This is a genomic window from Bacillus cereus group sp. Bc010, assembly GCF_027716745.1.
GTDB classification, from domain to species: domain Bacteria; phylum Bacillota; class Bacilli; order Bacillales; family Bacillaceae_G; genus Bacillus_A; species Bacillus_A pacificus.
The window spans coordinates 100,870-126,772 of sequence record NZ_JAQFUY010000011.1; the positions used below are offsets into that span (position 1 = coordinate 100,870).

A 25,903-nucleotide genomic window follows, 5' to 3' on the forward strand; every position below is an offset into this window, starting at 1 on the left:
TTGTAAAACTTGTCGAAATATCATTCTATATAACGAATCATTTGATATGATAGAAATGCTGAGAAAATATGAAATAGGGAGAGGAAAATGGCTGTGAAGAAATTGTTAAGTGTCTTTTTATCATTCATACTATTGCTTTCATTTACTGGAACTTTAGTACAAGCAGAAGAAACTACTTCTATGTCAGTAGAAAAAGCAATTCAAGTATTTAAGCAGCAAGGGAAAACGAAGGGGACAGTGGAAGGATATATCGTTGGATATACGCAAAGCCCTTCTAAGTACACGAAGGATCCGGCTAAGTTTGACGACACAAATGTGGCAATTGCCGATTCTCCAAATGAAACGAATCCAGACAAAATCATGCCTGTTCAGTTGCCAAAAGGCGATGTGAGAGCGGCAGTAAATGTAAAAGATCATCCTGAAAATATTGGGAAGAAAGTTAGTTTAACAGGGACGCTTGAATTATATTTTAGTAGCCCAGGTTTAAAATCAGTAACAGCTCATAAGTTTCAAGGAGAAGGACAAAACCGTGTTAGCGATGTAGTAGCTTCACCTAGTGGCGGAGAAGTTGCGAAAGGAACAGCGGTAACGTTAACAACGAATACAGAAGGAGCAACAATCTATTACACGTTAGATGGTTCTAACCCTACAAATAAAAGTGTTCGTTATAACAGACAGATTGTAGTGAATGAAAATAGTGTAATTAAAGCAATTGCAGAGAAAGAAGGACTTACTTCTTCAGGAATTTCAACTTTTTCATTTATTATCGTAAACAATGAGCCAGTTCGTATTCATGATATTCAAGGAAAATCACATATTTCTCCTTACAACGGGAAGAAAGTATACAATGTGGAAGGCGTTGTAACAGCACTTGATAAAAATGGTTTTTATATAGAAGACAACCAGCCAGATAATGATCCAGCTACTTCAGAAGGTATGTACGTATACAAAAAAGATGCAAATGTAGCAGTAGGAGATCTTATTCAAGTTGATGGAGTAGTAGAAGAATATGTTGGACCTGGATATGCAGAAAGGTTTGAAACAGACTTAACGACGACGGAAATTAAAGCGAGCCGCGTTGCTGTAATCGCAAAAGATCAAGCTTTACCAGCACCGATTGTACTTGGAGAAAACGGTGTGAAAATTCCTGATCAAATTATCGATAATGATGCATTTGGTTTATTTGATCCAAATGAAGATGCAATCGACTTTTATGAAAGTATAGAAGGTATGCGCGTTACGATGCCAACGCCAAAAATTATTGCCCCTCAGAAAAACGGGAATTTATATGTAACAGTGAAAAATGGCGGGAATAAAGTCGTAACGAAATATGGCACACCTGTATTAGATGAAAATCAATTAAATCCAGAGCGTCTTTCTGTAAAAGTACCTCGTGATTATGTAGCAAAAGTAGGAGATACTTTCACTGGAGATATAACAGGAGTAGTCGGATATGATTATGGTGCGTTCCGCATTTCGCCAATAACGGAATTACCATCTGTAGTAGACGGCGGATTTAAGCAAGTAGGGGCCAATATTCAGCCGCGTCTTGATAAGTTAACAGTTGCTACATATAACATTGAAAACTTCTCGGCGAATAAAAAAGAAACAACAGATGAAAAAGTAAAGGCGTTAGCGTATTCTATTAAATACAATTTAAAAATGCCAGATATTATCGGGGTAGAGGAAATGCAAGATAATAATGGAACGATTAATGACGGTACAACAGATGCTTCATTAAGCGCAAAACGTATTATTGATGCGGTGCTAGAAATTCGCGGGCCAAAGTATGAGTATGTAGAAATTGCTCCGCATAATAATCTAGACGGTGGAGCGCCAGGAGCGAATATTCGCGTCGGTTTCTTCTACAACCCATCACGCGTGAAATTAGCAGCGGTACCGAAGTTACTTGATAAAAATGTCGTTCGCATTGGAGACGAAAACCCATTGTTTGAAAGTACACGTAAACCACTTGCGGCAGAATTTACATTCCAAGGACAAAACGTTGTCGTCGTTGCAAATCACTTAAACTCAAAACTAGGAGATGCAACGCCATTTGGAAAAGTACAACCGCTCGTATTAAAAAGTGAAGAAAAACGAGTTCAATTAGCACAAGAAGTAAACAATTTCGTACAAGGTATTCAGAAAAAGAACACGAATGCACCAGTTGTTGTGTTAGGGGATATGAACGATTTTGAGTTCGCTAAACCATTAAAAACGTTAGAAGGAACAATCTTGAAAAATATGTTAAACACAGTGCCGAAAGAAAATCGCTACACGTACATCCATGAAGGAAATGCACAAGTGTTAGATCATATTTTAGTAACAAACAACATTGCACCACACACAATAGTAGATCCAGTACACTTAAACTCAAACATTATGAAAGAACATGGACGTGTAAGTGACCACGACCCAGTACTTGCTCAAATTGATTTGAAGAAAGCTTCTTAAATAATTGTAAAAGAACGCTTAGAAATATACTGAGCGTTCTTTTACATAATTAGGAATTTCATGGTAAAATAGATTGAATATTCATTTTTATTGTTAGGGGGTGTAGACATATGGTATCCCAACTAAATGGGAAACTAATGAACCAACTAGCGATTTTTTTTAGCATGTTCATAATAATTAAGTTTCTAGCCGATGTAACAGGTCTTACGCAACCACTAGGTATGTATTATTTAGGCAAGCTTAGTACTAATATCGCTTATATAGCATTCGGTCTAGCCGTAATATTTACTATATTGGGTATTAAAAAGGAATTAAGTAAATATGCCATTATTTCAGTATGTTCGGCGGTAGGAATTCAAATAATCTATATGATTGTTTTTGTAGTTTTATGGATGTTGGCAGGTACGCCGTAAATGTTATGAATAGAAAAGCCTACTGATACTAAAGGCTTTTCTATTTTTTATAATTCAGTTTTTTTGATAAGGTAAGGAGGTTAAAGATGCAAGCATGGTTAAATGGAAAGATAATGAATCAGCTTGCAATTTTTTTTAGTACAATCGTCATGCTTCAATTTCTAGCTGATGTAACAGGACTTACACAAAATTTAGATATTACATATAACTTAATACAAACAGCAGCATCTTATATAACGTTTAGCTTGGCAGTTATTTTTACTTTAATCGGCGCAAGAAGAGAGCTAAGTAAATATGCAATTAGTTTGTTATGTTTAGTGGTAGGTATTAAAGCGATTTACTTTGTAACGGTTGTTATTTTATGGGGATTGGCAGGTACGTCGTAAAGGGGAGGATGATTATATGAGTAATGATAATAAGAGCGTAATTCTCTAATCTCACTCAGGGAATTACGCTCTTAGTCGTTCAATGATTTAGTCTGAAATTACTTGAAACGCTTTTCTACATCGATCTCTTTTTTGCAGTCTTCTTTTATATTTTTTTCTATCTCGCTTTACTCCTTGTATATACATAAGTAAGCTAACGAGAAGGAAGAAAGCACATTGCATCGTTAAAATGTACGGTGACATGCCTTGCAATGGTTGCTTTGGATCATATAAATGAATAGGTGCTCCACCTATTGTAGGGAATATTGTATTTAGTAGGACGTACGGAATGGAGTTAACTGCAAATGGAAATAGAATGGCCATATAGTCTTTTTGTGACCATGCAGATGCAGCAAGTCCTAAGAGGGCCATTAAACCTGCAAATAAAAAATTAATTCCAATATATACCGTAATGTAAGTGAGAGGCGCATCGAAGTATAGGTTTGCGAACATTCCATCCTCATTTATGATGCCAGAACCAATCGTAGGTGTTCCGTCTGGAATTGTTAATTTGCAAAATAATAACGATAAGATGAATGGAAAGGTATAAAGAAATCCTCCGCAAAAAAACGTAACGATATATTTCGTTACTGAATAAGGAAATAAAGAAATTCCTTTGCTCACGAACGGTTTAAAACTATCTGACTTATCGGAATTGTAACTTGTACTAAAGGGGAAACTCGCAATAACTGGCATTAATAATAAATAAACATCCATTTCATTATCACGAAATCCAATCCATTTTATATCTGTTGATATAGATCCGCTCGCAGCGTCTCCTAAATAACGAATGACATAATAATAATGATAAATACAAATAAGAACGAATCCACTAAACATAATAATTAAAGAAACACGATTACAAAAAGCTTGCTTTATATTTAAACGAAGTGCACGCATCATGACTGAAAAAGCCTCCACTATTTTGATAAACTTGTCTATTTTCTATATTACTATTAAATGTAAATATTTTCTTGTTTTTTTATTTGATTATTTGAAAAAAGAGAAATTTGTTGTTGGGAAGTAAGGTTTAGTTGAAATTAGTTTTTTCTAAAATATGGTTGACAATTAAGTATTACATTTGTAATCTTAGTTATAGATTACAAATGTAGTACGAGGGAGTGAAATATATTATGACAAATCAATTACCTAAAATATCCGAAGCAGAATTAGAAATTATGAAAGTACTTTGGTCTAATTCTCCACAAACAGCGAATGAAATTATAGAAGAACTAGAAGATGAAATGGACTGGAAACCGAAAACAATCCGTACATTAATTAATCGGTTAGTACAAAAGGAAGCCGTTTCTTACCATCAAGATAAAGGACGCATGTATGCTTATTATCCGTTAGTATCACAAGATAATTATTTACAAGTGGAAACGAAATCTTTGCTAAAGCGTTTTTGCGGTGCAGCGTTTAAACCATTACTTGTTAATTTCTTAAAAGAGGAGAAATTATCTTCAGAAGATATTAATGAACTAAAACGCATTTTAGATGAGAAGACAGAGGAGAATAAGAGGAAGGATCGATAAAAATGATAGACATGCTTATAAATGTATACCTTCCTCATTTTTTTGATTGGCTTATAGAAACATCACTTATGGCTAGCATATTAGTGGGTTTTATTTTATGTATAAAAATTTTATTTAGAAATAAATTAACACCCCGGTGGCAATATATGCTGTGGATTGTATTAATGATTAGACTCCTTTTACCATGGTCACCAGATAGTTCTTATAGCATTTATTCATTACTTTCCTATCGTTCTAGCGTATCGGAAGTTATTCCTAAAAATATGCCGTCTACGGAGAGTATAGTGAATATAGAAAGCGACCGTACAGTGGAATCAAATTCTAAAATGGTTACAAAAACTAGCGAACCGGAAGTAGAAGTTAGTTTGGAACAACAGACTCCATTTTCTTTATACAAACTTGCTATGTATGTTTGGTTAGTTGGGGTATTCCTATTAGCAGTTATAACGTTTATTACAAATAGACGTTTATATTCTTACATAAAGAAACAACCAGATATTATGGATGAACAAGTCGCTACAGTATTTAATCGCTGTAAGCAGTCTATGAAAATGAAGAAGGTAGTTTCATTACGTTTAGCAGGAAAGATTGCGAGTCCAACTGTGTTTAGTTTCTTTCGCCCAAAAGTATTACTATCAAAAAAACATATGAAAGTATTAAACGAGCAACAATTACAACATGTTTTTTACCATGAGTTAGCTCATATTAAAAGAAACGATGTAGCTGTAAATTGGATTATGTACAGTTTAATCTTATTAAATTGGTTCAATCCGATTCTTTGGTACGCCTATTTCTGTATGATAGAAGATCAAGAATTAGCTTGTGATGCATATGCGCTTACGTTTATAGATAAAGAGGAGCAAATTGCATACGGTCATACAATTATTACCCTCCTAGAACATTATTCCTATCAAGTACCAAGCCTAGCAAATTTAAGTAGAAATAAACGAACATTAAAAAGGAGAATCGTTATGATTAAAAAGTTCCAAAAGAAATCGTATCGTCTTTCTTTACTTGGAGTTATTGCTATAGCAGCTATAGCAGGCGGATTTTTATTAAATGCAAGGATAACTGAGGGGGATGAAAGACAGAAAGAAAAGGTTGTAGAAAAAAAGCAATCTAAAGCGGCTTTTGAAGAAGCGATAGAAACAGTATTAGGCACACCGGAGAATGCAAGTAGAGAATGGGGCATGTCAATAAAGTCATATAAAATGAATACAGATTTTTTATATTTGGCAGAAAAGAATTTTACAAAAGAAGAATTTGAGCAGTATGTTCAATTATTTAAGGAAGCCCAAGAAATTCGTAAAAAAGCAATGGTTAAAAAAAATGTGCCTGAAAATTATGATGGAGATACAAAGGAATATAAACCTGAATGCTTGAAGAAAGCTGATCAGGAAAGACTAGCTACTATTGAGAAGACATTAAAACCGCTTGGAGAAAAGCTGGAGAAATCTTTAACATATACTATAGAAGAAGCGAAAAATCATGTGCCATTTCAAATTAAGCAGCCGGCTTATATACCTGAAGGTTATGAGTTAAAGAGAGAATGGGCTGATTCATATTTTGGAAGAGATATAGAATTAGTTACTAAATCAGAATATAAAAAAGGGAAATATGGTTTTACAATTTATCAGTCAAGAATGTATGCAGGTGGTAATAAGGACCCACTACACTACATGATGCCTGGAGAAGAGAATCTAGAAAGTTATAGTTTAGAAGGGAAAGGAATGGTCTATAATAAATCTTCTCATGGAGAGGGTAAGTTAAAAGGACTCAAAATGTTTGTACCAGCACAAGGTAAGAATAGTGAGTATCAAATTGTCATAGTGAATGATATTTTTACAAGAGATACAAAGATATACGAAGAGATAATCGATGATGAGCTAACTAAGAAAGAGATGGAGAAAATCTTACTTTCTATGTCAAAATAATAGACAGTGTTCTTAAACATTTTGTTTTAAGAACACTGTCTATTTTATTAAATTTCTATTGGGATCTAGTCAGCAATTATTTACGAATATATTCCAGCTTTCCATACAAGTATACTTTTTGATACACTATGAACAGTATGATATAACTTGACTGGAATTTTTTATACTGGAAATAATAAAAAAGAGAACTTGTATACAATGTAAGCGTGTGGTAATATCAAAGATGTACTAATTGACTATATTATCCAATTGGTCATTTTTGGAGGTGAAGATGTGGCGATAGATCGAAAACGTTCTATTATTGAAGCTGCAACAAAGTCTTTTTCAGCATTCGGTTATAAAGCAACAACGATGGATCAAGTAGCGAAGTTAGCGAATGTAGGAAAAGGAACGATTTATACTTTTTTTAAAAATAAAGAAGAGCTATTTGGCGAGATTATTTCTAATTTAATTACAGAAATGAAGCAAGTTGCAGAAAATGCAATTCGTTCAGAAGTTTCATTTTTTGAAAATGTACATAGAGCATTATATAGCATATTAGAATTCAGAAAAGAACATCAGCTCATGATTAAGTTAATTCAAGAAGAGCGTGATATGGGAACGAAAGAAGTACAAGAAGTGATGCAACAAGTAGATGTGGAAATCGTTTCTGTCATTCAATCGTATTTAAAGATTGCGATTGATAAAGGTGAAATTAGCAAATGTGATCCAGAAATTACAGCATTTATTATGCTTCGCTTATATGTATCGCTTATTTTTGATTGGGAAAAAAATCATGAACCGCTAGAAAAAGAAAAAATTGCAGAATTATTTGAACTTTATTTATTAAAAGGATTGTCAAATTAAGATAATCCTTTTATTATTATAAAAAATGACCATATGAACAAAATGGTCATATATACAATTTAAGGGGGGGATAATAGAAATATTGCTTTCAAATTAAGGAACAGTTGCATAGTATAAATTCGGGGATAAGGCATATGTATGAATAAGTATAGCCTTTTTGTTTGGGTGAAAATGACCAATTGAACGTTTTGGTCATTTTAAAAAGGGGGAGAAATAATGAAAGGAAATCAGTTACTTCGTAAAGAGTTCACACAAATTATAAAAAGTAAAAAAATATTAATTCCAATTATCGCGGTTTTATTCGTACCGATTTTATATGCAGGTATGTTTTTATGGGCCTTCTGGGATCCGTATAAACAGTTAGATGATTTACCAGTTGCGGTAGTCAATTTAGATAAAGGAGCAGTATTTGATGGGAAACCAATTGAGGTCGGAAAAGGGCTCGTTGATAATTTAAAAGATAATACAAGTTTCAAATGGGAATTTGTAAGTGAAAAAGAAGCGAAAAAAGGAATGGAAGGCAGAAAGTATTACATGTTAGTACGCATTCCAGATGACTTCTCAAGTAACGCTACAACGTTATTAAAAGACGATCCGAAGCCATTAAACTTAGAATATATTCCAAACGAAAGCTTGAACTTCCTATCTTCACAAATTGGCGGAACAGCCATTGAAAAAATTAAAGGTGAAGTATCAAGTACGTTAACGAAAACATATGCAGAGAAAATGTTTGATTCCATTCAAGACGTCTCAAAAGGATTAGCAGATGGGGCGGAAGGAGCAAATAAACTTCACGACGGATCAAGTGAGCTGCATGATGGTTCAAGTAAAGTGACGGACGGCCTTCATACACTTCAAGGGAAGTCTGGAGAGATGAAGGATGGAGTTCAGAAATTAGCAGATGGATCTAATAAATTAGTAGATGGGTCAGGGAAAGTGACAGTAGGTTTAAATACGCTAAATAGCAAAACAGGTGAAATGCAGATAGGTATAGGGAAATTAGTAGATGGGTCAGGCAAAGTAACAGATGGTTTACACGTATTAAATAGCAATGCAGGTATCGGAAAATTAGTAGATGGATCAGGCAAAGTAACAGATGGTTTACATGCATTAAATAGCAATGCAGGTATTGGGAAACTAGTAGATGGATCAGGTAAAGTAACAGATGGTTTACATGCATTAAATAGTAATGCAGGTATTGGGAAATTAGTAGACGGCTCGGGCAAAGTAACAGACGGTTTAAATACGTTAAATAGTAAAACGGGTGAGTTGCGTGATGGATCTGAGAAAGTGACCGGTGGCTTGAACAAATTAGTAAGTAAATCCGGTGAATTAAAAACAGGAACAACTGACCTATCAAATGGTATGGGAAAACTTGTTGAAGGGCAAAGCCAATTAGAAAAAGGGTCTCAAGAAATTCAAAAGGGATTGCAAGAGTTAAATAGTAGCGTACAAAAGTCTGCTGCAGGCTTAGAGGAAATGCAGTCGAAAGTTCCTTCTATATTGAACACAGTAAATGAAAAAATAGATGGAGCTGGGGCGAATGTAAATCAGTTAAATGAACTTACGCAATCAACAGCAGGAGATGCAAAAAATGCAGCACAAGAGGTAGCGAATTTACAAAAGCAAATTGAAAGTTTACCAAAAGAATATCAAGAGCAGTTACAGCCATTCGTAACAAGTGCTGTAAAAAGTACAGCGACAGTTCAGCAAAAAGCTGCCGGAGTAGCAGGTGGAACAAATAAATTAAATGAAGAAGTGAAACAATTAAAAGGTGAAATACATCAAACAACAAATGGGTTGCAAAAAAACTTATCAAATCCAGCAGGGATAAAAACTCTAGCAGGTGGTATTGAGAAACTAACGAGCGCACAAAATGAATTTGTTAGTAAGTTTCATGGATTTGGTGAGGGATTAGATAATGCAAAAATAGGTGCCGATAAATTAAAAGATGGATCAGTTCAATTAATTGATGGAGTAACGCAATTACAAAGTGGCTCTGAAAAAGTGACAGCAGGATTAGGTCAATTATCTGCAGGAGTAAATCAATTAGCAGATGGTTCTGGTCAAGTAACAGGCGGTTTAGGAACATTATCTGTAGGAGTATCCAAATTAGCAGATGGTTCTGGTCAAGTAACAGGCGGTTTAGGGACATTATCTGTAGGTGTAACGAAATTAGCAGATGGCTCAAGCCAAGTAACAGGTGGTTTAGGAACATTATCTGCAGGAGTAAATCAATTAGCAGATGGTTCTGGTCAAGTAACAGGCGGTTTAGGAACATTATCCGCAGGAGCAAACCAAATGGCAGGTGGCGTAAATCAATTAGCAGATGGTTCAAGCCAAGTAACAGATGGTTTAGGAACATTATCTGTAGGAGCAAACCAAATGGCAGGTGGCGTAAATCAATTAGCAGATGGATCTAATCAAGTAACAACTGGCTTAGGTACTCTAAATGGTGGCCTAAATAAAATGTCAACCGGCTCAACCCAGCTAATCGACGGCGTAAATAAACTAGCAGACGGATCCGGAAAAGTAACGGATGGCCTCGAAAAAGTAAATGATGGTTCAGGTGAACTTGCTGAGAAACTTGGCGAAGGAGCAGAAAAAACTGGTGAAGTAAAAGGGACGGATAAAACGTATGATATGTTTGCAAGTCCTGTAAAAGTGAAGACGGAGAAAATAGCGGAAGTTCCAAACTACGGAACTGGATTTACACCGTATTTCTTATCACTCGGTTTATTTGTTGGGGCATTACTATTATCAATCGTATATCCATTACGTGATACAGTTGGTGTTCCAAAATCAGGGTTTAGCTGGTTTATTAGTAAGTTCGGCGTATTACTATCAGTCGGTATTATTCAAGCAGTAGTAGCTGATGTCATATTACTATTCGGATTAGGTGTAGAAGTACAAAGCATTCCGTATTTCATACTCTTTAGCATCGTTACAAGCTTAGCGTTTATCGCATTAATTCAATGTTTAGTAACAGCATTCGGTGATGCAGGACGTTTCATTGCCATCATCACATTAATTATTCAGCTGACAACAAGTGCTGGAACATTCCCGCTAGAATTGATTCCGAAGTTTTTACAACCATTCAATGCTTGGTTACCGATGACATACTCTGTATCTGGATTGAAGGCAGTCGTATCAAGCGGAGACTTTAACTTCATGTGGCAAAACATTGGAATGCTCATGATCTTCATCGTTGTATTATCACTTGGAACAATCGCTTCATTAACTTGGATGCACAAACGACAATTTAGAAATATTGCTGAAAATCAATCGATTGAAGCGTAAATAAGGAACATAAAAAAGCACCGAAATGGTGCTTTTTTTATTAGTTTTGTTTTATTGGCTGAGAAATTTCATTTGTTTTTCTATTTTTACGGAAGAAGTATATAGCAATACTTATAAGAATAATTGTAGCTACAATCCAAACAAATGGACCATATTTTTCAGCAAAAGTATATAGTTTCATGTTGCTGGCAATGTCCTCTTTTGTTTTTCCTATTAGAATTTCAGAGCCACTATAACCTTCAAGTGTATCTCCTTTTTTTATGCCAAAAATAAGAACGTCTGATTTGTTTTCTATTCCGGTGTATCGGTATCCTTTACCTTTAATTGTTAATTGGGTATCATTCTTTTTTAGTGAATAGTCTTCGGCAGAAATATCTTTGCCTGACAGTGTAATTGGTTCCATTGAGAAACGGATTTCTTTTAAGACAGGAAGAGTCTCGTTGTTTAGTAAGAGTTGCTTTGCAATATGCTGCTCAGTATTAATGTTTATCCAATTTGCTTTTCGTCGTTTATATGTATTAATTTCAAGGAGTGCGAATTCTTTATTTTGAAGTTTTTCCTCTGTAATAGGTTGCGCGGTAGTTAATGTTCCTTTTAATAAAATCACACCGTCTTTTGCAGATTGGAAGGAAGCGGTTTCCTTTGTTTTCTTTAATGTATTGATAGTCCCTTTATAATCCTCTTTTCCTAAAAGAACAGCTCCTGTATGTACGGTTAAAATAAGATATAGGATGCTTAATACGATAATAGCTTTTTTCACTATTTCCCCTCCAAAGTATGTATAATTAAATTATAACATAATTTACCATATTGAATTTATTAATTTAAATAAAAAGTTGCAGACGTAAAAGTAATAAATAAATTAAGAGAAGTGTAGATGAGAGGAGTAAAAATGAAAAAGAAATACAGTTGTAAGAAAGGTGTACAACTGTATTTAAAGTGGATAAAATATTTTCTTCATAATGTAATGGTTGTTTTATATCCCTTTTTTTCTTAATTTCACCATATTTCATGTGTAGGCTAAATAAAAGATAGGAATTACAACAATTTACAGAGAAACATAGAGTAGAGGGGGGATATGATGAAAAGAAAACATATTTCTTATTTAATTATAAATCCGCTAATTATTTTTCTTGTTTATGCCCTTTCACCTATATTGTTTGATAAAGAAGTATATACAAGTATGAGAGATGCATTTGGAATACTTACGTTCTACTATGTGTTAATGGGTGGTTATTACTTTATTGACTTTTTAAGTAAAAAAATCAATAAAAATGATAAAGAAAAAATCGATGGAGGACAACAAAATGACTGAAAGTGAAATGAAATTCAGGGATACAACTATTCGTAACTTTTTCGATAAAGAGGACCGTCTAAAATCGATTCCAGGTCAAAAGAAGAAAAAACTAGTATTGTTAGAGCATTTAATTAGCAAGTTAAATGCGGAGAATCAGTATACGGAAAAAGAAATCAATGCATTCATCAAACAATATCATGACGATTTTTGTACAATTAGACGCGAGTTTATTGTGCAGGGGTTTATGGATCGCGAGGATAATATGTATCGTATAAATGAAAGAGAAGTTTGGACGAAGTGGGAGGAGTTAAAATGAAAAGCTCTGTTATTGAAAACAGAGCTTCTTATTATTTATTTGGTTGCAATATTTTAAAATCGTAGGCGTAAATGGATTTACCACCTTTAACTGATGTAACAATTTGATCCATGTCTTTGATTGTAGTAGTTTTAATTTTTTTACCGGTTGTTAGAGAGTATGTTTCTATAGAATATTTATGTTCTTGTTTTTCATTATAACGTAATACATATAATTGATCGTCTTCAAAATATGTTTGTTCATTATATCTAACGCCATCGGTTACATGGTAATCAATTTTGAATTTAAGATTGACTGCATTTGTTTCTGTATTAAAAGTTATGACATCACCTAGTCCATTTATAAAAAATAATTCATTGTTATGTAGATAAGCGGAATTATTTTTTGTAAATGGTATGGAAGCTGTGGAATTCTCCTCGGAAGAAAGTAAAATTAAATCTTGTTTTAATGATTTTTTATCAATGCGTAATAAATATACTTTTCCTTTAATTGAATTATCATTCTCAATTAAAATCGTATAATAAAAATTTGAGTCACTTAAAATAGATGAGTAACTAGAATACGACATGTTTTTATCAAGATTAATTGTTGTAACATCTTCAAGATGCATAGTTGAATCATTAAATAATAATTTTTTTAAACTATGCTCATTTTTATCTATATCTTGAGTTAAAACTAAAACTTCATCTGTATTAACGCCAGAACTAATAAGATAATGAGGGATATTTCCTTTATGAATTTGCTTTTGATTACCATACATTACATTTGAATCATAATTGCCAGTAGTGGAGTTACTGCCTGAATTGTAAATGTTAACAAATAAGTCTTGTTTTTTTAAATATATCCTTTGATCTCCTGTATGTTGGTATTTCATTTTATAATTTTTAAAATCTTCTCCAATAAATTTAATATTATCTTTACTTTCTAGTACGATTTCTTTTTTGTTATCAGACACACCTATTCCGCCGAGTTCTAAACCATTCATTTTATATCCATGTGCTTTTTCGTTTTTATCGATGAATATCGCATAACTAATCCCGTTGCCATCCATATCTTGGTCGGCGGTAGAAGAGAGATATATGACAGCTTGTTTATCTTTTAAAAAATCCTTTTTTTCAATATCTTCTTCAGATATCGAATTTACAGTACTGTTTCTAAAGAAGAAAAAATAGATGAGTGCTGCAATTAAAATTACACTTAAAATAAGAATGATTATTTTTTTCACTGTTATGAGCTCCTTTTATAAGAAGAAGTGCAACAACTATAGTTGTTGCACTTCTTCTTCAGTATTAAATATTACGAATTGTTGAGGTTTGTTTTGCGTCACGAACATCTCGTGGATATACACCAGCACCGCCATCTTTATCTAAATCTAGTCCGCCATGAAGTTTATAAGCCGACCAAATTAATTTAGAACAGTTTTTAGCTCCATAATGGGTTGTACTTCTATTTGTAGCAAAATTATAAGAATATGAATCTTTACCTACACGATCTTTTGCCCACCATGCCGCATCATTTTTGTTTTGCCAAGATGTATTTACGGATTTTACTACCGCATCTCCTTTATCTACTTTACGGGATGTAGTACTAATTGTACGAACGCCATCACCTGGTACAGATTCAACAATTGTATTTGAACTATAATACATACCAACATGTCCATGATTTAAGTATGCAGTGTATGAACCCGTATAGAAGAAATCCCCCATATTGCTATTCCCTACTGAAACTGTACCACCACTAGCTCCTAAAGTATTCATTTTTTTACTTGCTTCTTTTTTGCCTTGTTCTTCATCTGCTTTTAGCTCTTTATAAATCTGTTCAGAAACAGCTTCTTTTGTATTCCCAGTGTTGTTTGCTAATTCATTAATACTAGATATTAGCTCTTGTGTACTTACATCGGGCTGCATTTTTTTGATTTCATTTAAGTAAGGTAAATCATCACTTTTTGCCAGAGAAGCAGTAGGTACAATCACAGTAGAAGCTAGTAACCCTATTGTTAATGTTAATGCATGTAGCTTTTTCATAATCCATCCCCTTTGTGCAATTTATTTTTTTCTGGGAATTTTACCTGTATTTTATTTAAATGGTAAAATTCCCCTTGATGATAAGTGATAGTTTTATAGCTGTAAATCGTATTTTAGTAATTAATTGTTGAGAAAGTTTGGCTTGTAATAGGTTTGAAAAATAAGGTTATTATGTTTTTAAGTGTAGATAAATTATATGGAAATGTATAATACAGTTTGTGTGAATATTTGTCTAAGGAATTAAAGGAGGGAATGATTATGGCGGGCTTTATAAAAATTATTCTTTAATCGCACCATTTGTTATAATACGTGATATTCGTAATTTGTTATATTCCCTACGTTTTTTTGTTGAGAAATAAAAATAGTACTTTATTTGAACTTTCACTTTCAGTAATGTATATAATTGTCTCAATTCAGTTTTTCAACGAGGGTTCTTACAAATTAGTAGCGTACTTTGTATAGTTCCATTTTAATAGTCATGATTAAAAAGATGGCCAGGTAAATATCTGAGCCATCTTTAAAACATTTTATTCTTCCTCCCACTATATTGGTGGGAGGATTCCATTTTCCCTTTATGAGAAATTATGAAATTGCGTTCTCTAATCGCTCTTTCTGACGAAGATGATGTGCAAAATGCATAAAAATAAGCTGGAACCATTCTGCTGCATGTAAGTAACCAAGCCCAGGATGTTCGACTTTACAATCACTTGGGATAGAAGAAAGTGTTGGCTCAATGTCTTTAACAATTGTAATTAATTCTAGAAGCTGTTTCTGTACGTCTTCTTTATTAGCTGGGTTTTCAGGCGTATATCCAGGATGATCTGGTAATTTGATTTTTATGTCTGGGAAAGCCCCCATCCTATATACCTTTTCTCCCATATCTGTTTTCTTGTTAGTTACAGAAGGTAATTCAGTTCTGCATTTCGCGATTGCATCTAACTGCATGCGTGTAGCTGAAATTAAGTGATTATACATTTGACCGAGAGACCATTCCTCATGAGAAGGCTTCATCCTAAATTGTTCTATAGAGTACCTTTCTAATTCGTCTATGTAATACGTTGCTAATTCCTCAAATTTCTTCATATTGTTAACTCCCTTTTATGAAAATGTATTTGTTAATACCTAATATAAAGGATGGCTACTGACAACATTATGTCAGTAGTGAAATTAAAGTTTTAACATTTTTTTTGCTTCATCACGAATTTTTTCAGAAAGAATTTTTGGTTCAAGTACGTGCACTTGGCTTCCCCAGCTCAATACCCATTGAAACACTTCATCTATGTTTCTAGATTTCAAAAAGACGTGAAAATAGTTATCTCTATGTTCATATGAATCTATAAAAAAATATCGTGATTCAATAATTTTATGTGCAATATGGGAGGGGAATAATAAATGAATCATCACAGTACGGTTGCTTTCAGGCTGATATTCTTGCAAAGAAAAGTCTTCGGGTTTTGTAAAGAATTCTTGTTCTTGCTGTAATTTCTCCATTCGATCTAAGCGGAAATTACGTATTTGTTTTCTAAGTAAACAGTAGGCAACGATGTACCAAATCCCTGAAATGTTGACTAAGCCGTAAGGGTGAACGGTCCGCTTTATTTTTGTAGTTTCTCTCGGTTTCCGATAAGAAAAAGAGATAGCTTGTTCTTTTTGAATAGATTCTTGCAATAGAAGAAGTTGATTTTCTAGTTTTTCTTGTTCAGATTGCTGATGTGAAAATATAGGAGAAAGGAAACGAAAAGTTTCTCGTAATTCCTGGGCTTTCTTTTGTTGATCAGCAGGGAGAACAATTTCAAGTTTCTCTTTTGCTGATCGTGCATGTACAGAAAAAGAAGAAGTGAAAGTTTTCTCGATATAATCACCGCCTAGTAAAAGAGTAACAGCCTCTTCAGGCGTAAGCTGAATGGGGGGCAAGAAATAACCATCCATTAATGAATAACCGTGGCCGGGCATGGCGAAAAGTGGGACGCCACATTCACTAAGTGCATCCATATCTCGATAAATCGTTCTTATACTTGTCTCAAATTTTTCAGCTAAGCTTTGTGCGGTAACAGTTTGTCTTCTTTGTAATTCAATTAATATGGCTAATAAACGATCCGTCCGATTCATGAAGTATCTCCCTCTATCTTTAATAAATATGCCTCCTGTAAACTTCTAAAACGAATATAAATTCCCCTCCCATTAACATACTTTTCCCTATGTATAATATTAATATAGTAAAATCATAAGAAGCCGTATTGCAGTTTCCAATAATATACTATATAATCAATTTAAGAAAACGTTTTCATGCAAAGGGGGAGAATTTCGTGTCGACTATAGAGGACGTGGCGAAATTAGCGGGGTTATCAAGGACAACGGTTTCTAGGGTGATTAATAATCATCCATATGTTTCAGATGAGAAGAAAAAAAGGGTTCAATTAGCAATGAAGCATTTAGGCTTCGTTCCTAATTCTGCGGCGAGAAGGCTTCGTAAACAAAAAACAGAAACAATTGCGGTGCTAGTTCCAAGGATTACAAATCCTTTCTTCAGTAGATTTATTGAAGCAATCGAGATTGCTGCTTCTGAGCATAAATATAAACTGATTATTTGTCAAACAAGATATTTACCAGAAAAAGAGATGGAGTATTTACAATTATTATCTACGAAGCAAGTAGATGGGATTATTCTATGTTCACTAGAAAATCCGTGGGAAGATGTAGAGCCATACTTACAACACGGTCCAATCGTGTTATGTAATGAATATATTGAGGAAGCAAATATTCCAACAGTGAAGTTTGATCATGCGCAAGGAGCATACATAGCTGCTAAGCATGTGTTAGAACAAGGATATCGTAATCTTATTTTTTGCCGTGGTAACGAAACCAAAGTCGTTAGCCAACAGCGAAAAATGGGCTTTTTACGTGCCATAACGGAGAAGAGCCGTCAAGTAGAAGCGATTGATTTTCTTGAAAACGCTTTCTCTTGGGAGGATGGAAAACGAATATTCCATGAAGTATTAAAGGACAAAAAAAATCCTACCGCGATTTTGGCAGGAGGCGATGAGGTAGCAGCTGGAATTATCTCAGAGGCGAAGCGCCATGACTGGAGTATTCCAGATGATCTCGCTGTTATCGGTTTTGATAATCAAATTTTATCACAGATTACAGAGCCAGGTATTACGACAATTGAACAACCAATCGATGAGATGGCCCGAAAAGTTGTCGACCTGATGATGGATAAAATCCATACGAAAAATTATCGAAAAAAAGAATTGTATGAGTTTGAACTGGAGCTCTTGGTGAAAGGTTCAACGATGAAGGATACGATGTTATTAGCCTAGTAGACTATGTCTGCTAGGTTTTTTTATGCTCACAAACTACTATTCTTCGTGAACGCAGTCATCACATTTGTTATGGTATGCTTCGTGCTGCTCATCAATTTCTTTCCCGCAGTGCGCACAAGTTTTCGTCGGTAAATTTCTGAAAAACTCCATTGGTTGATCGATCATGTCAATCCCTCCATTTCCATTTCTTACTATCATTGTATTAGTACAAAAAACAAAAGTCAACAACTGTTTTATAACAAAATTGAAAATTAATGAAAAAGTTTAGGAAATGGATTATAGTTAACAATGTAGGATGTAAGTAAAACATGCATTTCTACTCGGTTTTAGAAAGGATGGATACATATGAAAATGACTGTTGTCGGCTTTTGGGGCGGCTTTCCAGAAGCGGGAGAAGCAACGTCGGGGTATTTGTTTGAACACGATGGTTTTCGTTTACTTGTAGACTGTGGTAGTGGTGTACTAGCACAGCTTCAAAAATATATAACACCGTCTCATATAGATGCAGTTGTACTGTCGCACTACCATCACGATCATGTTGCAGATATTGGGGTATTGCAATATGCGAGATTAATTATGAGTGCCACAAGAGGACAACTACCGGAGTTACCAATATACGGTCATACGTTTGATGAGAGTGGATTCCATTCTTTAACGCATGAACCGCATACGAAAGGAATCGCGTACAATCCAGAAGAAACACTTCAAGTTGGACCGTTCTCGATCTCATTCTTAAAAACTGTTCATCCTGTTACATGCTTTGCGATGCGTATTACAGCAGGTAATGACGCTGTAGTATATAGCGCAGATTCCAGTTATATTCCTGAATTTATTCCATTCACGAAAGATGCTGATCTTTTCATTTGTGAGTGTAATATGTATGCACATCAAGAGGCTGCAAAAGCAGGGCATATGAATAGTACAGAAGTAGCAAGTATTGCGAAAGATGCAAATGTAAAAGAACTTTTATTAACGCACTTACCGCATACAGGCAATCCAGCTGATTTAGTAACAGAAGCAAAACAAATTTTCAGTGGCCATATTACGTTAGCGCATAGTGGCTACGTATGGAACTCATGAGGTGATACGATGTTATTTATTGATAATAAAGGAATTACAGATCCTAGAATAAACTTAGCAATTGAAGAATATTGTGTGAAGAATTTAGATATTAACGAAACGTATTTACTGTTCTACATTAACGAACCTTCTATTATCATTGGTAAAAACCAAAATACAGTAGAAGAAATTAATGCTGATTACGTAAAAGAAAAAGGGATTCATGTCGTTCGTCGTCTATCAGGCGGAGGCGCAGTATATCATGATTTAGGAAACTTAAACTTCAGCTTTATTACGAAAGATGATGGGGACAGTTTCAGTAACTTCAAAAAATTCACAGAGCCTGTAACGAAAGCGCTTGGTAAATTAGGTGTAAATGCAGAACTAAGTGGTCGTAACGACATTTTAGCTGAAGGTAGAAAAATTTCAGGTAACGCGCAGTTCTCAACGAAAGGTCGTATGTTCAGTCACGGTACGTTACTATTTGACTCTGAAATCGATCACGTCGTATCAGCGTTAAAAGTAAAAATGGATAAAATCCAATCAAAAGGCATTAAATCAATCCGTAGCCGCGTTGCGAATATTACAGAGTTCCTGAACGAAGAAATGACGACAGAAGAGTTTAGACAACTTCTTCTAGAAACAATTTTCGAAGGGGAAACAGAAATTCCAACGTATGAATTAACAGAAGAAGATTGGAAAGAAATCCATAAACTTTCTGAAGAGCGCTACCAAAATTGGGATTGGAACTACGGAAAATCTCCGAAGTTCAACTTACAACATTCACACCGCTTCCCAGTTGGACAAGTTGATGTTCGTCTTGAAGTGAAAAAAGGAACAGTAACAGAATGCAAAATTTACGGTGACTTCTTCGGTTCACTAGATGTGCATGATATTGAAGAACGTCTAACAGGCGTACAATTCGATAAAGATGCATTTACTGCAGCTTTAGAAGGCGTAGATATCGCACGCTACTTCGGTAATATTACAACAGAAGATTTCCTACATTTATTCTTCTAAAAATAAGGGAGGCTGCCGTAACGAGCAGCCTCTTTTTTTGCGTAGATTGTCGCGTTTTGTCGGTAAGTCGATATATTTTAAAAATCGCTGATATATTTCGAGTTGCGGTCGATATATTTGGAAAATCGCTGATATAAATGGAGTTGCGCTGATATATGTGAAAAATCGCCGATATAATTTCATATACCATCAAATCACAAGACATTTGCCCCTTATAAAGGAATATATATATTTAAAAGGAGGCGGATTGAAATGAAGAGGGTAATGTACGTTGTATTATTGCTCAGCTTTGTCATCGGAATGACAGCTTGTAACGATGAAACGTCCCAAAGTCGCACACTTTTATCTATTGGAAAGCCAGCGAAAGATAATGTTATATATTTTACGCATACAGATAACAGACGAAAGATACAGGAAATACAAGACATGTTTCAAAATAAGAAGTGGAAAAGAAATGAAACATTCAGCGCTGTTAATAAGACACCAGATGTCGTCTTTTCAATAGATGAAGACAATGCAGGGTTACCAACATTATATGTTACGGTGTATTTTCATGAAGATGGAGCGGACGTTCTTAACTTGTACGGGGAGTATACGAGTTTAAATAAACAAGAACTTGCAATGCTGAGAGAAAAGATGAGTGCATATTATCCTAAAATGATTTCTGGTCTAGTTTCATAAATTACTTGCAAACAAAATTCCCTTATCCTTCCAAAGTAAATGAAGAGAAAGTGATCTGTCTATATGCAGTTAATGGAATAACACTTGCCACTTTAATTTTCTTTTAATATAATTAATTTAGAATTTTTAAATATTCTAAATTTTATAAAGGTGGGGTTTGTGTGAATCTCGTTCAATCTTTGGCTGAAACGGCGAAAAAGAAGGGGGATAAAACGGCTTATATATTTATGGATCAGTCGGTCTCATATGACCAATTAAACAAAATGGTCACAAGGTTTTCTAGCAATTTAGCAGAAATGGGCATTGGAAAAGGGGACAATGTTGCATTAGTTGTTGGAAATTCACCACATTTTTTGGTCGGTTTATACGGAACAATGAAAGCGGGAGCAACTGTTATTCCAGTTAATCCAATTTATACAGCAGACGAAATACATTACATTTTACAAAATGGAGATGTAAAAACAATCATCGTACTCGACGTCCTTCTACCTGTTATACAATCTCTTACAACAAGACTTCCTTCATTAGAAAACATCATCATATGCGAAACCTCATCAGATTTTAACCATACAGAAACCGAAAAAATGAAAACGTTTACTAGAATGATAGGGGCTGGAGATTTAACTTACGAAGGCCCAGAGCTAGATGAAGAAGATGTAGCGGTTATTCTATACACTTCAGGCACGACTGGAAAACCGAAAGGCGCTATGTTAACTCATAAAAATTTATATAGTAATGCGAGCGATGTGGCGTCGTATTTACAATATACGGCTGATGATCGCGTCGTTGCGGCACTGCCGATGTTCCATGTATTTTGTTTAACGGTGGCGGTCAATGCACCGATTGTGAACGGAGCAACGATTTTAATGTTACCGAAATTTAGTCCGAAAGAAGTATTCCGTATTTGTCGTACGTACGAACCGACGATTTTTGCTGGTGTACCGACGATGTACAATTATTTATATTTATTCGAAGAAGCAAGCGCAGAAGATGTGAAGACACTTCGCCTTTGTATTTCAGGTGGTGCTTCAATGCCAGTTGCTCTTCTGCAAAACTTTGAAAAACGTTTTGACGTTATCGTTTCAGAAGGATACGGTTTATCAGAAGCATCACCAGTTACTTGTTTTAACCCGCTTGATCGTCCGCGTAAACCAGGATCAATCGGTACAAATATTTGGCATGTAGAAAATAAAATTGTAAATGAACTTGGGGAAGAAGTACCTGTCGGAGCAGTCGGTGAATTAATTGTTCGCGGGCCTAACGTTATGAAGGGATATTATAACGCGCCAGAAGATACAGCTGCGACATTAAAGGACGGCTGGTTGTATACAGGAGACTTAGCGAAAATGGATGAAGAAGGTTACTTCTATATCGTTGATCGTAAAAAAGATATCGTCCTAGTTGGCGGTTATAACGTATACCCTCGTGAAGTAGAGGAAGTATTGTATACACACGAATCTGTAGCAGAAGTGGTCGTAATCGGCGTTCCTGATGAAAACTTAGGAGAAGCAGTGCGAGCTTACGTCGTTCTGAAACAAACGAACGTAACAGAAGAAGAACTGATGCATTACTGTACGTTACATTTAGCGAAATATAAAGTACCAAAGAGTATCGAGTTTTTAACAGAATTGCCGAAGAATACGACAGGTAAATTGCTGAGAAGAGCTTTGAGAGAAAAAGCGATGCAAGTTTAAAAATAGGGGCAACCATCTTTATGAAGATGGTTGCCTTTCTACTTTTTAGCATTAGTTAAGCTATGGGTGCCATATATTTAAACCGTAATATGACTAATAAGGAGGAGATATAAGTGGAACAGAAGGAATTACGTTTACGGCGAGTACAGTATCTTATTTGTGACATTATGGATGAAATGAATACTGAAAGTGAGAAGAAAAACTTAGAGATTTTGCAGCAAGTCATTGATCATCTTTCAGGAGCGATAGGTGATTTAGTGGATCCATCAAGCTCGTATTCTATTGATTATTTAGAGAGGAAAGTTCATACGGCACATTATTTACTTTTTAATAACGAGCGGAAGGCGTACTTATGTAGGAAATAATATTATTATTTTTATTTGATATTGATAATCATTATTAATATGATAGTTGTGTTGGATATATTTATATAAAGGGAGATGTCATATTGATAATGATTAAGAAAAAACATGTAAATGCATTCGTTATAGCAGCAACGTTAGTAGTTCCATTTAACGGTATTATGACACCAATCGCGAAAGCTGAAGCAGCGGTTGAAATGAAAGCAAATAGTAGACTAGCAGATGGCACGTATGACGTTATTTTAAAGACTTATAAAGATCAAACGAATGATACATCGGTTGCTTCTACATATTTAAAAAATGCAAAAGTAACCGTTCAAGGTGATAAAAAAATCGTTACGTTAACAGTTCAAGATAGTAGCTATTTCCAGTATCTTAGAGTAGAAGATACGAATAAAGTAGGGACATTCCATGATGTAAAAGTGATTTCCGAAGATAAAGCGAATAACGGTACGAAAGTTGTTCAATTTGAAATTGATGAGTTTTCGAAAAAATATAATATGCAAATGCATATATTAATTCCAGCAATTAAATATGATCATAAATATCAAATACAGTTTGAAATTGATGCGAGTGCAATTGAACAGAAGCCTAAATTCTCTGACGTACCAGCATGGGCACAAGAATCAGTTCAATATTTAGTAGATAAAGAAGCAGTGCACGGTAAGCCAGACGGTACATTTGCACCAGCTGAAAATATTGATCGTAGTTCCGCTGCAAAAATATTAGCAACTGTTTTAGGATTAGAAATTAAGAAAGATGCAAAGCCATCATTCCCTGATGCACAAAATCACTGGGCAACGCCGTATATCGCTGCTGTTGAAAAAGCAGGTATTGTAAAAGGTGATGAGAGGGGGAACTTTAATCCGAGCGGGTTAATTAACCGTGCATCAATGGCTTCTATGCTAGTAAATGCATATAAATTAGAAAGAAATGAAAATATAAAACTACCGAAAGAATTTGCTGACTTAAACAATCATTGGGGTGCGAAGTATGCCAATATTTTAATCCAAGAAAACATTTCAATTGGAACAGATAATGGCTGGGCTCCAGATAAAGCGGTAAGCCGTGCGGAAGCAGCACAATTTATTGCGAAGGCGGATAAGTTGAAGAAATAAAGTGAACGAAAAGTCAGTGAGGGAAAATCCTCACTGACTTTTCGTTATTAAAAAAACAAATTCCAAGTTGACACATGCGAATTACAGAATTAAAATGAAAAGAAATCGAATACATTAGAAGCTAATCAGATAAACTGAAGGCGCACAATGTTCACGTTTGTGAATATATTGTGTGCCTTTTTCTATTGTATAAACTAAGGGGGATTTAACGATGAAACAGTGGGGGAAGACAGCGTTTATGAAAAGTACAGGTGTTTTATTATCAGCAGTTGTACTTTTATCAGGGTGTGGTTCAGCAACATCCACTAGTAATTCTGAAGGAAGTGGAGACAAAAAAACAGTCGAACTTTTAAATGTTTCCTATGATCCAACACGTGAGTTATATCAAGATTTTAATAAAGATTTTGCGAAGTACTGGAAAGAGAAGCATGGGCAAACAGTAAATGTAAAACAATCGCACGGAGGATCTGGAAGTCAGGCGCGTTCTGTTATTGATGGCTTAGAAGCAGACGTTGTTACGCTAGCGCTAGCTTATGATATTGATGCGATTAGCAAGAAGAAACAACTAGCAGAAGATTGGCAGAAGCGACTTGCGGATAATTCCACTCCGTACACATCAACAATTGTATTTCTTGTACGAAAAGGAAACCCGAAAGGAATTAAAGATTGGGATGATTTAACGAAAAAAGGTGTGTCTGTCATTACGCCTAATCCGAAAACATCAGGCGGAGCACGTTGGAACTATTTAGGGGCATGGGGATATGCGCTAAAAAAATATAACAATAGTGAAGATAAAGCGAAAGAGTTTGTCGGTCAAATTTATAAAAACGTGGAAGTACTAGATTCAGGGGCACGCGGAGCAACGACAACCTTCGTTGAAAAAGGAATTGGTGACGTATTAATCGCGTGGGAAAATGAAGCATTACTATCACAAAAAGAGCTCGGAAAAGATAAATTTGAAATTGTAACACCTCCAATTAGTATACTAGCGGAACCACCAGTAGCTGTTGTGGATAAAGTAGTTGATAAAAAAGGAACGAGAAAAGTGGCAGAAGGATATCTTGAATATTTGTATTCAGAAAAGGGGCAAGAAATTGCAGCGAAAAACTTCTATCGCCCTCGTAACGAAAAGGTAGCAGAAAAATATGCATCTCAATTTCCAAAAGTTCAATTATTTACAGTAGATGAACTATTTGGCGGTTGGAAAAAAGCGCAGGAAAAACATTTTAATGATGGCGGTGTATTCGATCAAATTTATAAAAAATAAGGGGGGATGAGGTGAAAGAAGATGAGGAAAAAACGTGTTTTACCGGGGTTTGGATTATCTCTTGGATTTACAATGCTATATATGAGTTTATTCGTACTTATACCACTTTCTATCGTATTTATTCAAACTTCACAGTTAGGTTGGAAGAAATTTGCTGAAGTTGTAACGAGCGAGCGTGTGCTGCATTCTTATCAAGTGAGTTTAACGACTTCACTTGCAGCAGCGGTTGTAAATGCCATTTTTGGCTTATTAATTGCTTGGGTACTCGTTCGTTATACATTTCCAGGGAAACGATTGTTAGATGGATTAATAGATTTACCTTTCGCTCTTCCGACTGCTGTAGCTGGTATTACACTGACAACGCTATATGCCGAAAATGGCTGGGTGGGGAAAATATTTAGTATGTTTCATATAAAAGTAGCTTTTACGCCGCTCGGAATTATTGTTGCACTTACGTTTATTGGTTTACCATTTGTCGTTCGAATGGTGCAACCGGTACTTCAAAATATTGATAAAGAAGTAGAAGAGGCGGCTTCTAGTTTAGGGGCGTCACGCTTCCAAATATTTGTGAAAATCATTTTGCCAGAAATATTCCCAGCTTTACTTGCTGGCTTTTCACTCGCATTTGCACGGGCATTAGGAGAATACGGATCTGTCGTTTTCATCGCAGGTAATATGCCGATGAAAACAGAAATCGCACCGCTTATGATTATGCAGGAGCAACAGCAGTAGCAGCTGTTATGCTTATCATTTCGCTTCTTTTCCTTCTTTTTATTAACATGATTCAAAGCTGGAGTAGAAGGCATGAATTAAAAAGTGAATAGGAGGAGAG

Annotated in this window: 24 protein-coding genes and 1 pseudogene; 18 read left to right on the plus strand and 7 right to left on the minus strand. The window is 35.0% G+C overall.

Annotation, left to right across the window (positions count from 1 at the left end; genetic code table 11):
- Window positions 1-87 precede the first annotated feature (87 nt).
- From PDQ68_RS14590 to PDQ68_RS14600, 3 genes are all read left to right on the plus strand, one after another.
- The gene (locus PDQ68_RS14590) at window positions 88-2,454 is read left to right on the plus strand and encodes a DUF6359 domain-containing protein (protein WP_061183730.1); all 2,367 of its coding nucleotides are present in this window, start codon (window positions 88-90) and stop codon (window positions 2,452-2,454) included.
- Window positions 2,455-2,564: 110 nt separating this feature from the next.
- On the plus strand, window positions 2,565-2,867 hold the full coding sequence (locus PDQ68_RS14595) for a hypothetical protein (protein ID WP_061183729.1): 303 nt from the start codon (window positions 2,565-2,567) through the stop codon (window positions 2,865-2,867).
- Between the two features lie 86 nt (window positions 2,868-2,953).
- Window positions 2,954-3,253 carry a hypothetical protein gene (locus PDQ68_RS14600; RefSeq protein WP_061183728.1) on the plus strand — a complete coding sequence of 100 codons (300 nt, stop codon included), beginning with the start codon at window positions 2,954-2,956 and terminating at the stop codon, window positions 3,251-3,253.
- A gap of 87 nt (window positions 3,254-3,340) precedes the next feature.
- Here PDQ68_RS14600 and PDQ68_RS14605 read toward each other — a convergent pair whose 3' ends face one another.
- Entirely contained in the window at window positions 3,341-4,195 is an 855-nt protein-coding gene (locus PDQ68_RS14605) for a hypothetical protein (RefSeq protein ID WP_061183727.1), read from the minus strand.
- 230 nt (window positions 4,196-4,425) lie between these two features.
- Here PDQ68_RS14605 and PDQ68_RS14610 point away from each other — a divergent pair, with 230 nt between their 5' ends.
- The 4 genes from PDQ68_RS14610 to PDQ68_RS14625 all read left to right on the plus strand — a co-directional run bounded on the left by PDQ68_RS14610 (window position 4,426) and on the right by PDQ68_RS14625 (window position 10,907).
- The gene (locus PDQ68_RS14610; protein WP_000184506.1) at window positions 4,426-4,827 is read left to right on the plus strand and encodes a BlaI/MecI/CopY family transcriptional regulator; all 402 of its coding nucleotides are present in this window, start codon (window positions 4,426-4,428) and stop codon (window positions 4,825-4,827) included.
- Between the two features lie 2 nt (window positions 4,828-4,829).
- Window positions 4,830-6,761: a M56 family metallopeptidase gene (locus PDQ68_RS14615; protein ID WP_270786876.1), complete on the plus strand. Its 1,932-nt coding sequence runs from the start codon at window positions 4,830-4,832 to the stop codon at window positions 6,759-6,761.
- A 273-nt stretch (window positions 6,762-7,034) separates the two neighbouring features.
- The gene (locus PDQ68_RS14620; RefSeq protein WP_000963380.1) at window positions 7,035-7,607 is read left to right on the plus strand and encodes a TetR/AcrR family transcriptional regulator; all 573 of its coding nucleotides are present in this window, start codon (window positions 7,035-7,037) and stop codon (window positions 7,605-7,607) included.
- 216 nt (window positions 7,608-7,823) lie between these two features.
- Window positions 7,824-10,907, plus strand: coding sequence for a YhgE/Pip domain-containing protein (locus PDQ68_RS14625; RefSeq protein ID WP_270786877.1), 3,084 nt, complete (start codon window positions 7,824-7,826; stop codon window positions 10,905-10,907).
- 40 nt (window positions 10,908-10,947) lie between these two features.
- Here PDQ68_RS14625 and PDQ68_RS14630 read toward each other — a convergent pair whose 3' ends face one another.
- Window positions 10,948-11,667: a hypothetical protein gene (locus PDQ68_RS14630; protein WP_016716732.1), complete on the minus strand. Its 720-nt coding sequence runs from the start codon at window positions 11,665-11,667 to the stop codon at window positions 10,948-10,950.
- Window positions 11,668-11,985: 318 nt separating this feature from the next.
- On the opposite strand from PDQ68_RS14630, the gene PDQ68_RS14635 reads away from it, so the two are divergent.
- The gene (locus tag PDQ68_RS14635) at window positions 11,986-12,222 is read left to right on the plus strand and encodes a hypothetical protein (RefSeq protein ID WP_029141072.1); all 237 of its coding nucleotides are present in this window, start codon (window positions 11,986-11,988) and stop codon (window positions 12,220-12,222) included.
- The gene (locus PDQ68_RS14640) at window positions 12,215-12,520 is read left to right on the plus strand and encodes a DUF2087 domain-containing protein (RefSeq protein WP_016716734.1); all 306 of its coding nucleotides are present in this window, start codon (window positions 12,215-12,217) and stop codon (window positions 12,518-12,520) included. The genes PDQ68_RS14635 and PDQ68_RS14640 overlap by 8 nt, the downstream gene beginning before the upstream one ends.
- Window positions 12,521-12,551: 31 nt before the next feature.
- Here the strand turns inward: PDQ68_RS14640 and PDQ68_RS14645 are convergent, their stop codons facing one another.
- From PDQ68_RS14645 to PDQ68_RS14660, 4 genes are all read right to left on the minus strand, one after another.
- Complete coding sequence (locus PDQ68_RS14645) at window positions 12,552-13,745, minus strand: hypothetical protein (protein ID WP_000720213.1); 1,194 nt, start codon at window positions 13,743-13,745, stop codon at window positions 12,552-12,554.
- A gap of 64 nt (window positions 13,746-13,809) precedes the next feature.
- Complete coding sequence (locus PDQ68_RS14650) at window positions 13,810-14,547, minus strand: hypothetical protein (protein ID WP_016716735.1); 738 nt, start codon at window positions 14,545-14,547, stop codon at window positions 13,810-13,812.
- 582 nt (window positions 14,548-15,129) lie between these two features.
- The gene (locus PDQ68_RS14655; protein ID WP_016716736.1) at window positions 15,130-15,630 is read right to left on the minus strand and encodes a DinB family protein; all 501 of its coding nucleotides are present in this window, start codon (window positions 15,628-15,630) and stop codon (window positions 15,130-15,132) included.
- A gap of 84 nt (window positions 15,631-15,714) precedes the next feature.
- Window positions 15,715-16,656 carry a helix-turn-helix transcriptional regulator gene (locus tag PDQ68_RS14660; RefSeq protein ID WP_016716737.1) on the minus strand — a complete coding sequence of 314 codons (942 nt, stop codon included), beginning with the start codon at window positions 16,654-16,656 and terminating at the stop codon, window positions 15,715-15,717.
- A gap of 197 nt (window positions 16,657-16,853) precedes the next feature.
- On the opposite strand from PDQ68_RS14660, the gene PDQ68_RS14665 reads away from it, so the two are divergent.
- Window positions 16,854-17,867 (plus strand): LacI family DNA-binding transcriptional regulator, encoded by a 1,014-nt coding sequence (locus PDQ68_RS14665; protein WP_000103718.1) that lies wholly within the window; start codon window positions 16,854-16,856, stop codon window positions 17,865-17,867.
- A 39-nt stretch (window positions 17,868-17,906) separates the two neighbouring features.
- Here PDQ68_RS14665 and yhfH read toward each other — a convergent pair whose 3' ends face one another.
- Window positions 17,907-18,035: a protein YhfH gene (gene yhfH / locus PDQ68_RS14670; RefSeq protein WP_000567010.1), complete on the minus strand. Its 129-nt coding sequence runs from the start codon at window positions 18,033-18,035 to the stop codon at window positions 17,907-17,909.
- 180 nt (window positions 18,036-18,215) lie between these two features.
- Here yhfH and PDQ68_RS14675 point away from each other — a divergent pair, with 180 nt between their 5' ends.
- From PDQ68_RS14675 to cysT, 8 genes and pseudogenes are all read left to right on the plus strand, one after another.
- On the plus strand, window positions 18,216-18,950 hold the full coding sequence (locus PDQ68_RS14675; protein ID WP_061183724.1) for an MBL fold metallo-hydrolase: 735 nt from the start codon (window positions 18,216-18,218) through the stop codon (window positions 18,948-18,950).
- Window positions 18,951-18,959: 9 nt separating this feature from the next.
- Window positions 18,960-19,949 carry a lipoate--protein ligase gene (locus PDQ68_RS14680; protein WP_000897255.1) on the plus strand — a complete coding sequence of 330 codons (990 nt, stop codon included), beginning with the start codon at window positions 18,960-18,962 and terminating at the stop codon, window positions 19,947-19,949.
- Window positions 19,950-20,201: 252 nt separating this feature from the next.
- Window positions 20,202-20,630, plus strand: coding sequence for a hypothetical protein (locus PDQ68_RS14685; RefSeq protein ID WP_016716739.1), 429 nt, complete (start codon window positions 20,202-20,204; stop codon window positions 20,628-20,630).
- Between the two features lie 161 nt (window positions 20,631-20,791).
- A complete protein-coding gene (locus PDQ68_RS14690; RefSeq protein WP_016716740.1) occupies window positions 20,792-22,324 on the plus strand; it encodes a fatty acid--CoA ligase family protein in 1,533 nt (510 codons plus the stop codon).
- A 113-nt stretch (window positions 22,325-22,437) separates the two neighbouring features.
- Complete coding sequence (locus tag PDQ68_RS14695; RefSeq protein WP_016716741.1) at window positions 22,438-22,689, plus strand: hypothetical protein; 252 nt, start codon at window positions 22,438-22,440, stop codon at window positions 22,687-22,689.
- Window positions 22,690-22,778: 89 nt separating this feature from the next.
- Complete coding sequence (locus tag PDQ68_RS14700) at window positions 22,779-23,804, plus strand: S-layer homology domain-containing protein (protein ID WP_016716742.1); 1,026 nt, start codon at window positions 22,779-22,781, stop codon at window positions 23,802-23,804.
- Between the two features lie 211 nt (window positions 23,805-24,015).
- Window positions 24,016-25,071: a sulfate ABC transporter substrate-binding protein gene (locus PDQ68_RS14705; protein WP_061183722.1), complete on the plus strand. Its 1,056-nt coding sequence runs from the start codon at window positions 24,016-24,018 to the stop codon at window positions 25,069-25,071.
- Between the two features lie 21 nt (window positions 25,072-25,092).
- Window positions 25,093-25,895 (plus strand): annotated as a pseudogene (gene cysT / locus PDQ68_RS14710) (sulfate ABC transporter permease subunit CysT).
- The last annotated feature ends 8 nt before the right edge of the window (window positions 25,896-25,903 follow it).

What these genes read in the sequence shown, in the direction of transcription:
- PDQ68_RS14590 (WP_061183730.1), top strand. Translation starts at nt 88, where the DNA reads ATGGCTGTGAAGAAATTGTTAAGTGTCTTTTTATCATTCATACTATTG.
- PDQ68_RS14595 (WP_061183729.1), top strand. Translation starts at nt 2,565, where the DNA reads ATGGTATCCCAACTAAATGGGAAACTAATGAACCAACTAGCGATTTTT.
- PDQ68_RS14600 (WP_061183728.1), top strand. Translation starts at nt 2,954, where the DNA reads ATGCAAGCATGGTTAAATGGAAAGATAATGAATCAGCTTGCAATTTTT.
- PDQ68_RS14605 (WP_061183727.1), bottom strand. Translation starts at nt 4,195, where the DNA reads ATGATGCGTGCACTTCGTTTAAATATAAAGCAAGCTTTTTGTAATCGT.
- PDQ68_RS14610 (WP_000184506.1), top strand. Translation starts at nt 4,426, where the DNA reads ATGACAAATCAATTACCTAAAATATCCGAAGCAGAATTAGAAATTATG.
- PDQ68_RS14615 (WP_270786876.1), top strand. Translation starts at nt 4,830, where the DNA reads ATGATAGACATGCTTATAAATGTATACCTTCCTCATTTTTTTGATTGG.
- PDQ68_RS14625 (WP_270786877.1), top strand. Translation starts at nt 7,824, where the DNA reads ATGAAAGGAAATCAGTTACTTCGTAAAGAGTTCACACAAATTATAAAA.
- PDQ68_RS14635 (WP_029141072.1), top strand. Translation starts at nt 11,986, where the DNA reads ATGATGAAAAGAAAACATATTTCTTATTTAATTATAAATCCGCTAATT.
- PDQ68_RS14640 (WP_016716734.1), top strand. Translation starts at nt 12,215, where the DNA reads ATGACTGAAAGTGAAATGAAATTCAGGGATACAACTATTCGTAACTTT.
- PDQ68_RS14650 (WP_016716735.1), bottom strand. Translation starts at nt 14,547, where the DNA reads ATGAAAAAGCTACATGCATTAACATTAACAATAGGGTTACTAGCTTCT.
- PDQ68_RS14655 (WP_016716736.1), bottom strand. Translation starts at nt 15,630, where the DNA reads ATGAAGAAATTTGAGGAATTAGCAACGTATTACATAGACGAATTAGAA.
- PDQ68_RS14660 (WP_016716737.1), bottom strand. Translation starts at nt 16,656, where the DNA reads ATGAATCGGACGGATCGTTTATTAGCCATATTAATTGAATTACAAAGA.
- yhfH (WP_000567010.1), bottom strand. Translation starts at nt 18,035, where the DNA reads ATGATCGATCAACCAATGGAGTTTTTCAGAAATTTACCGACGAAAACT.
- PDQ68_RS14675 (WP_061183724.1), top strand. Translation starts at nt 18,216, where the DNA reads ATGAAAATGACTGTTGTCGGCTTTTGGGGCGGCTTTCCAGAAGCGGGA.
- PDQ68_RS14680 (WP_000897255.1), top strand. Translation starts at nt 18,960, where the DNA reads ATGTTATTTATTGATAATAAAGGAATTACAGATCCTAGAATAAACTTA.
- PDQ68_RS14685 (WP_016716739.1), top strand. Translation starts at nt 20,202, where the DNA reads ATGAAGAGGGTAATGTACGTTGTATTATTGCTCAGCTTTGTCATCGGA.
- PDQ68_RS14700 (WP_016716742.1), top strand. Translation starts at nt 22,779, where the DNA reads ATGATTAAGAAAAAACATGTAAATGCATTCGTTATAGCAGCAACGTTA.
- PDQ68_RS14705 (WP_061183722.1), top strand. Translation starts at nt 24,016, where the DNA reads ATGAAACAGTGGGGGAAGACAGCGTTTATGAAAAGTACAGGTGTTTTA.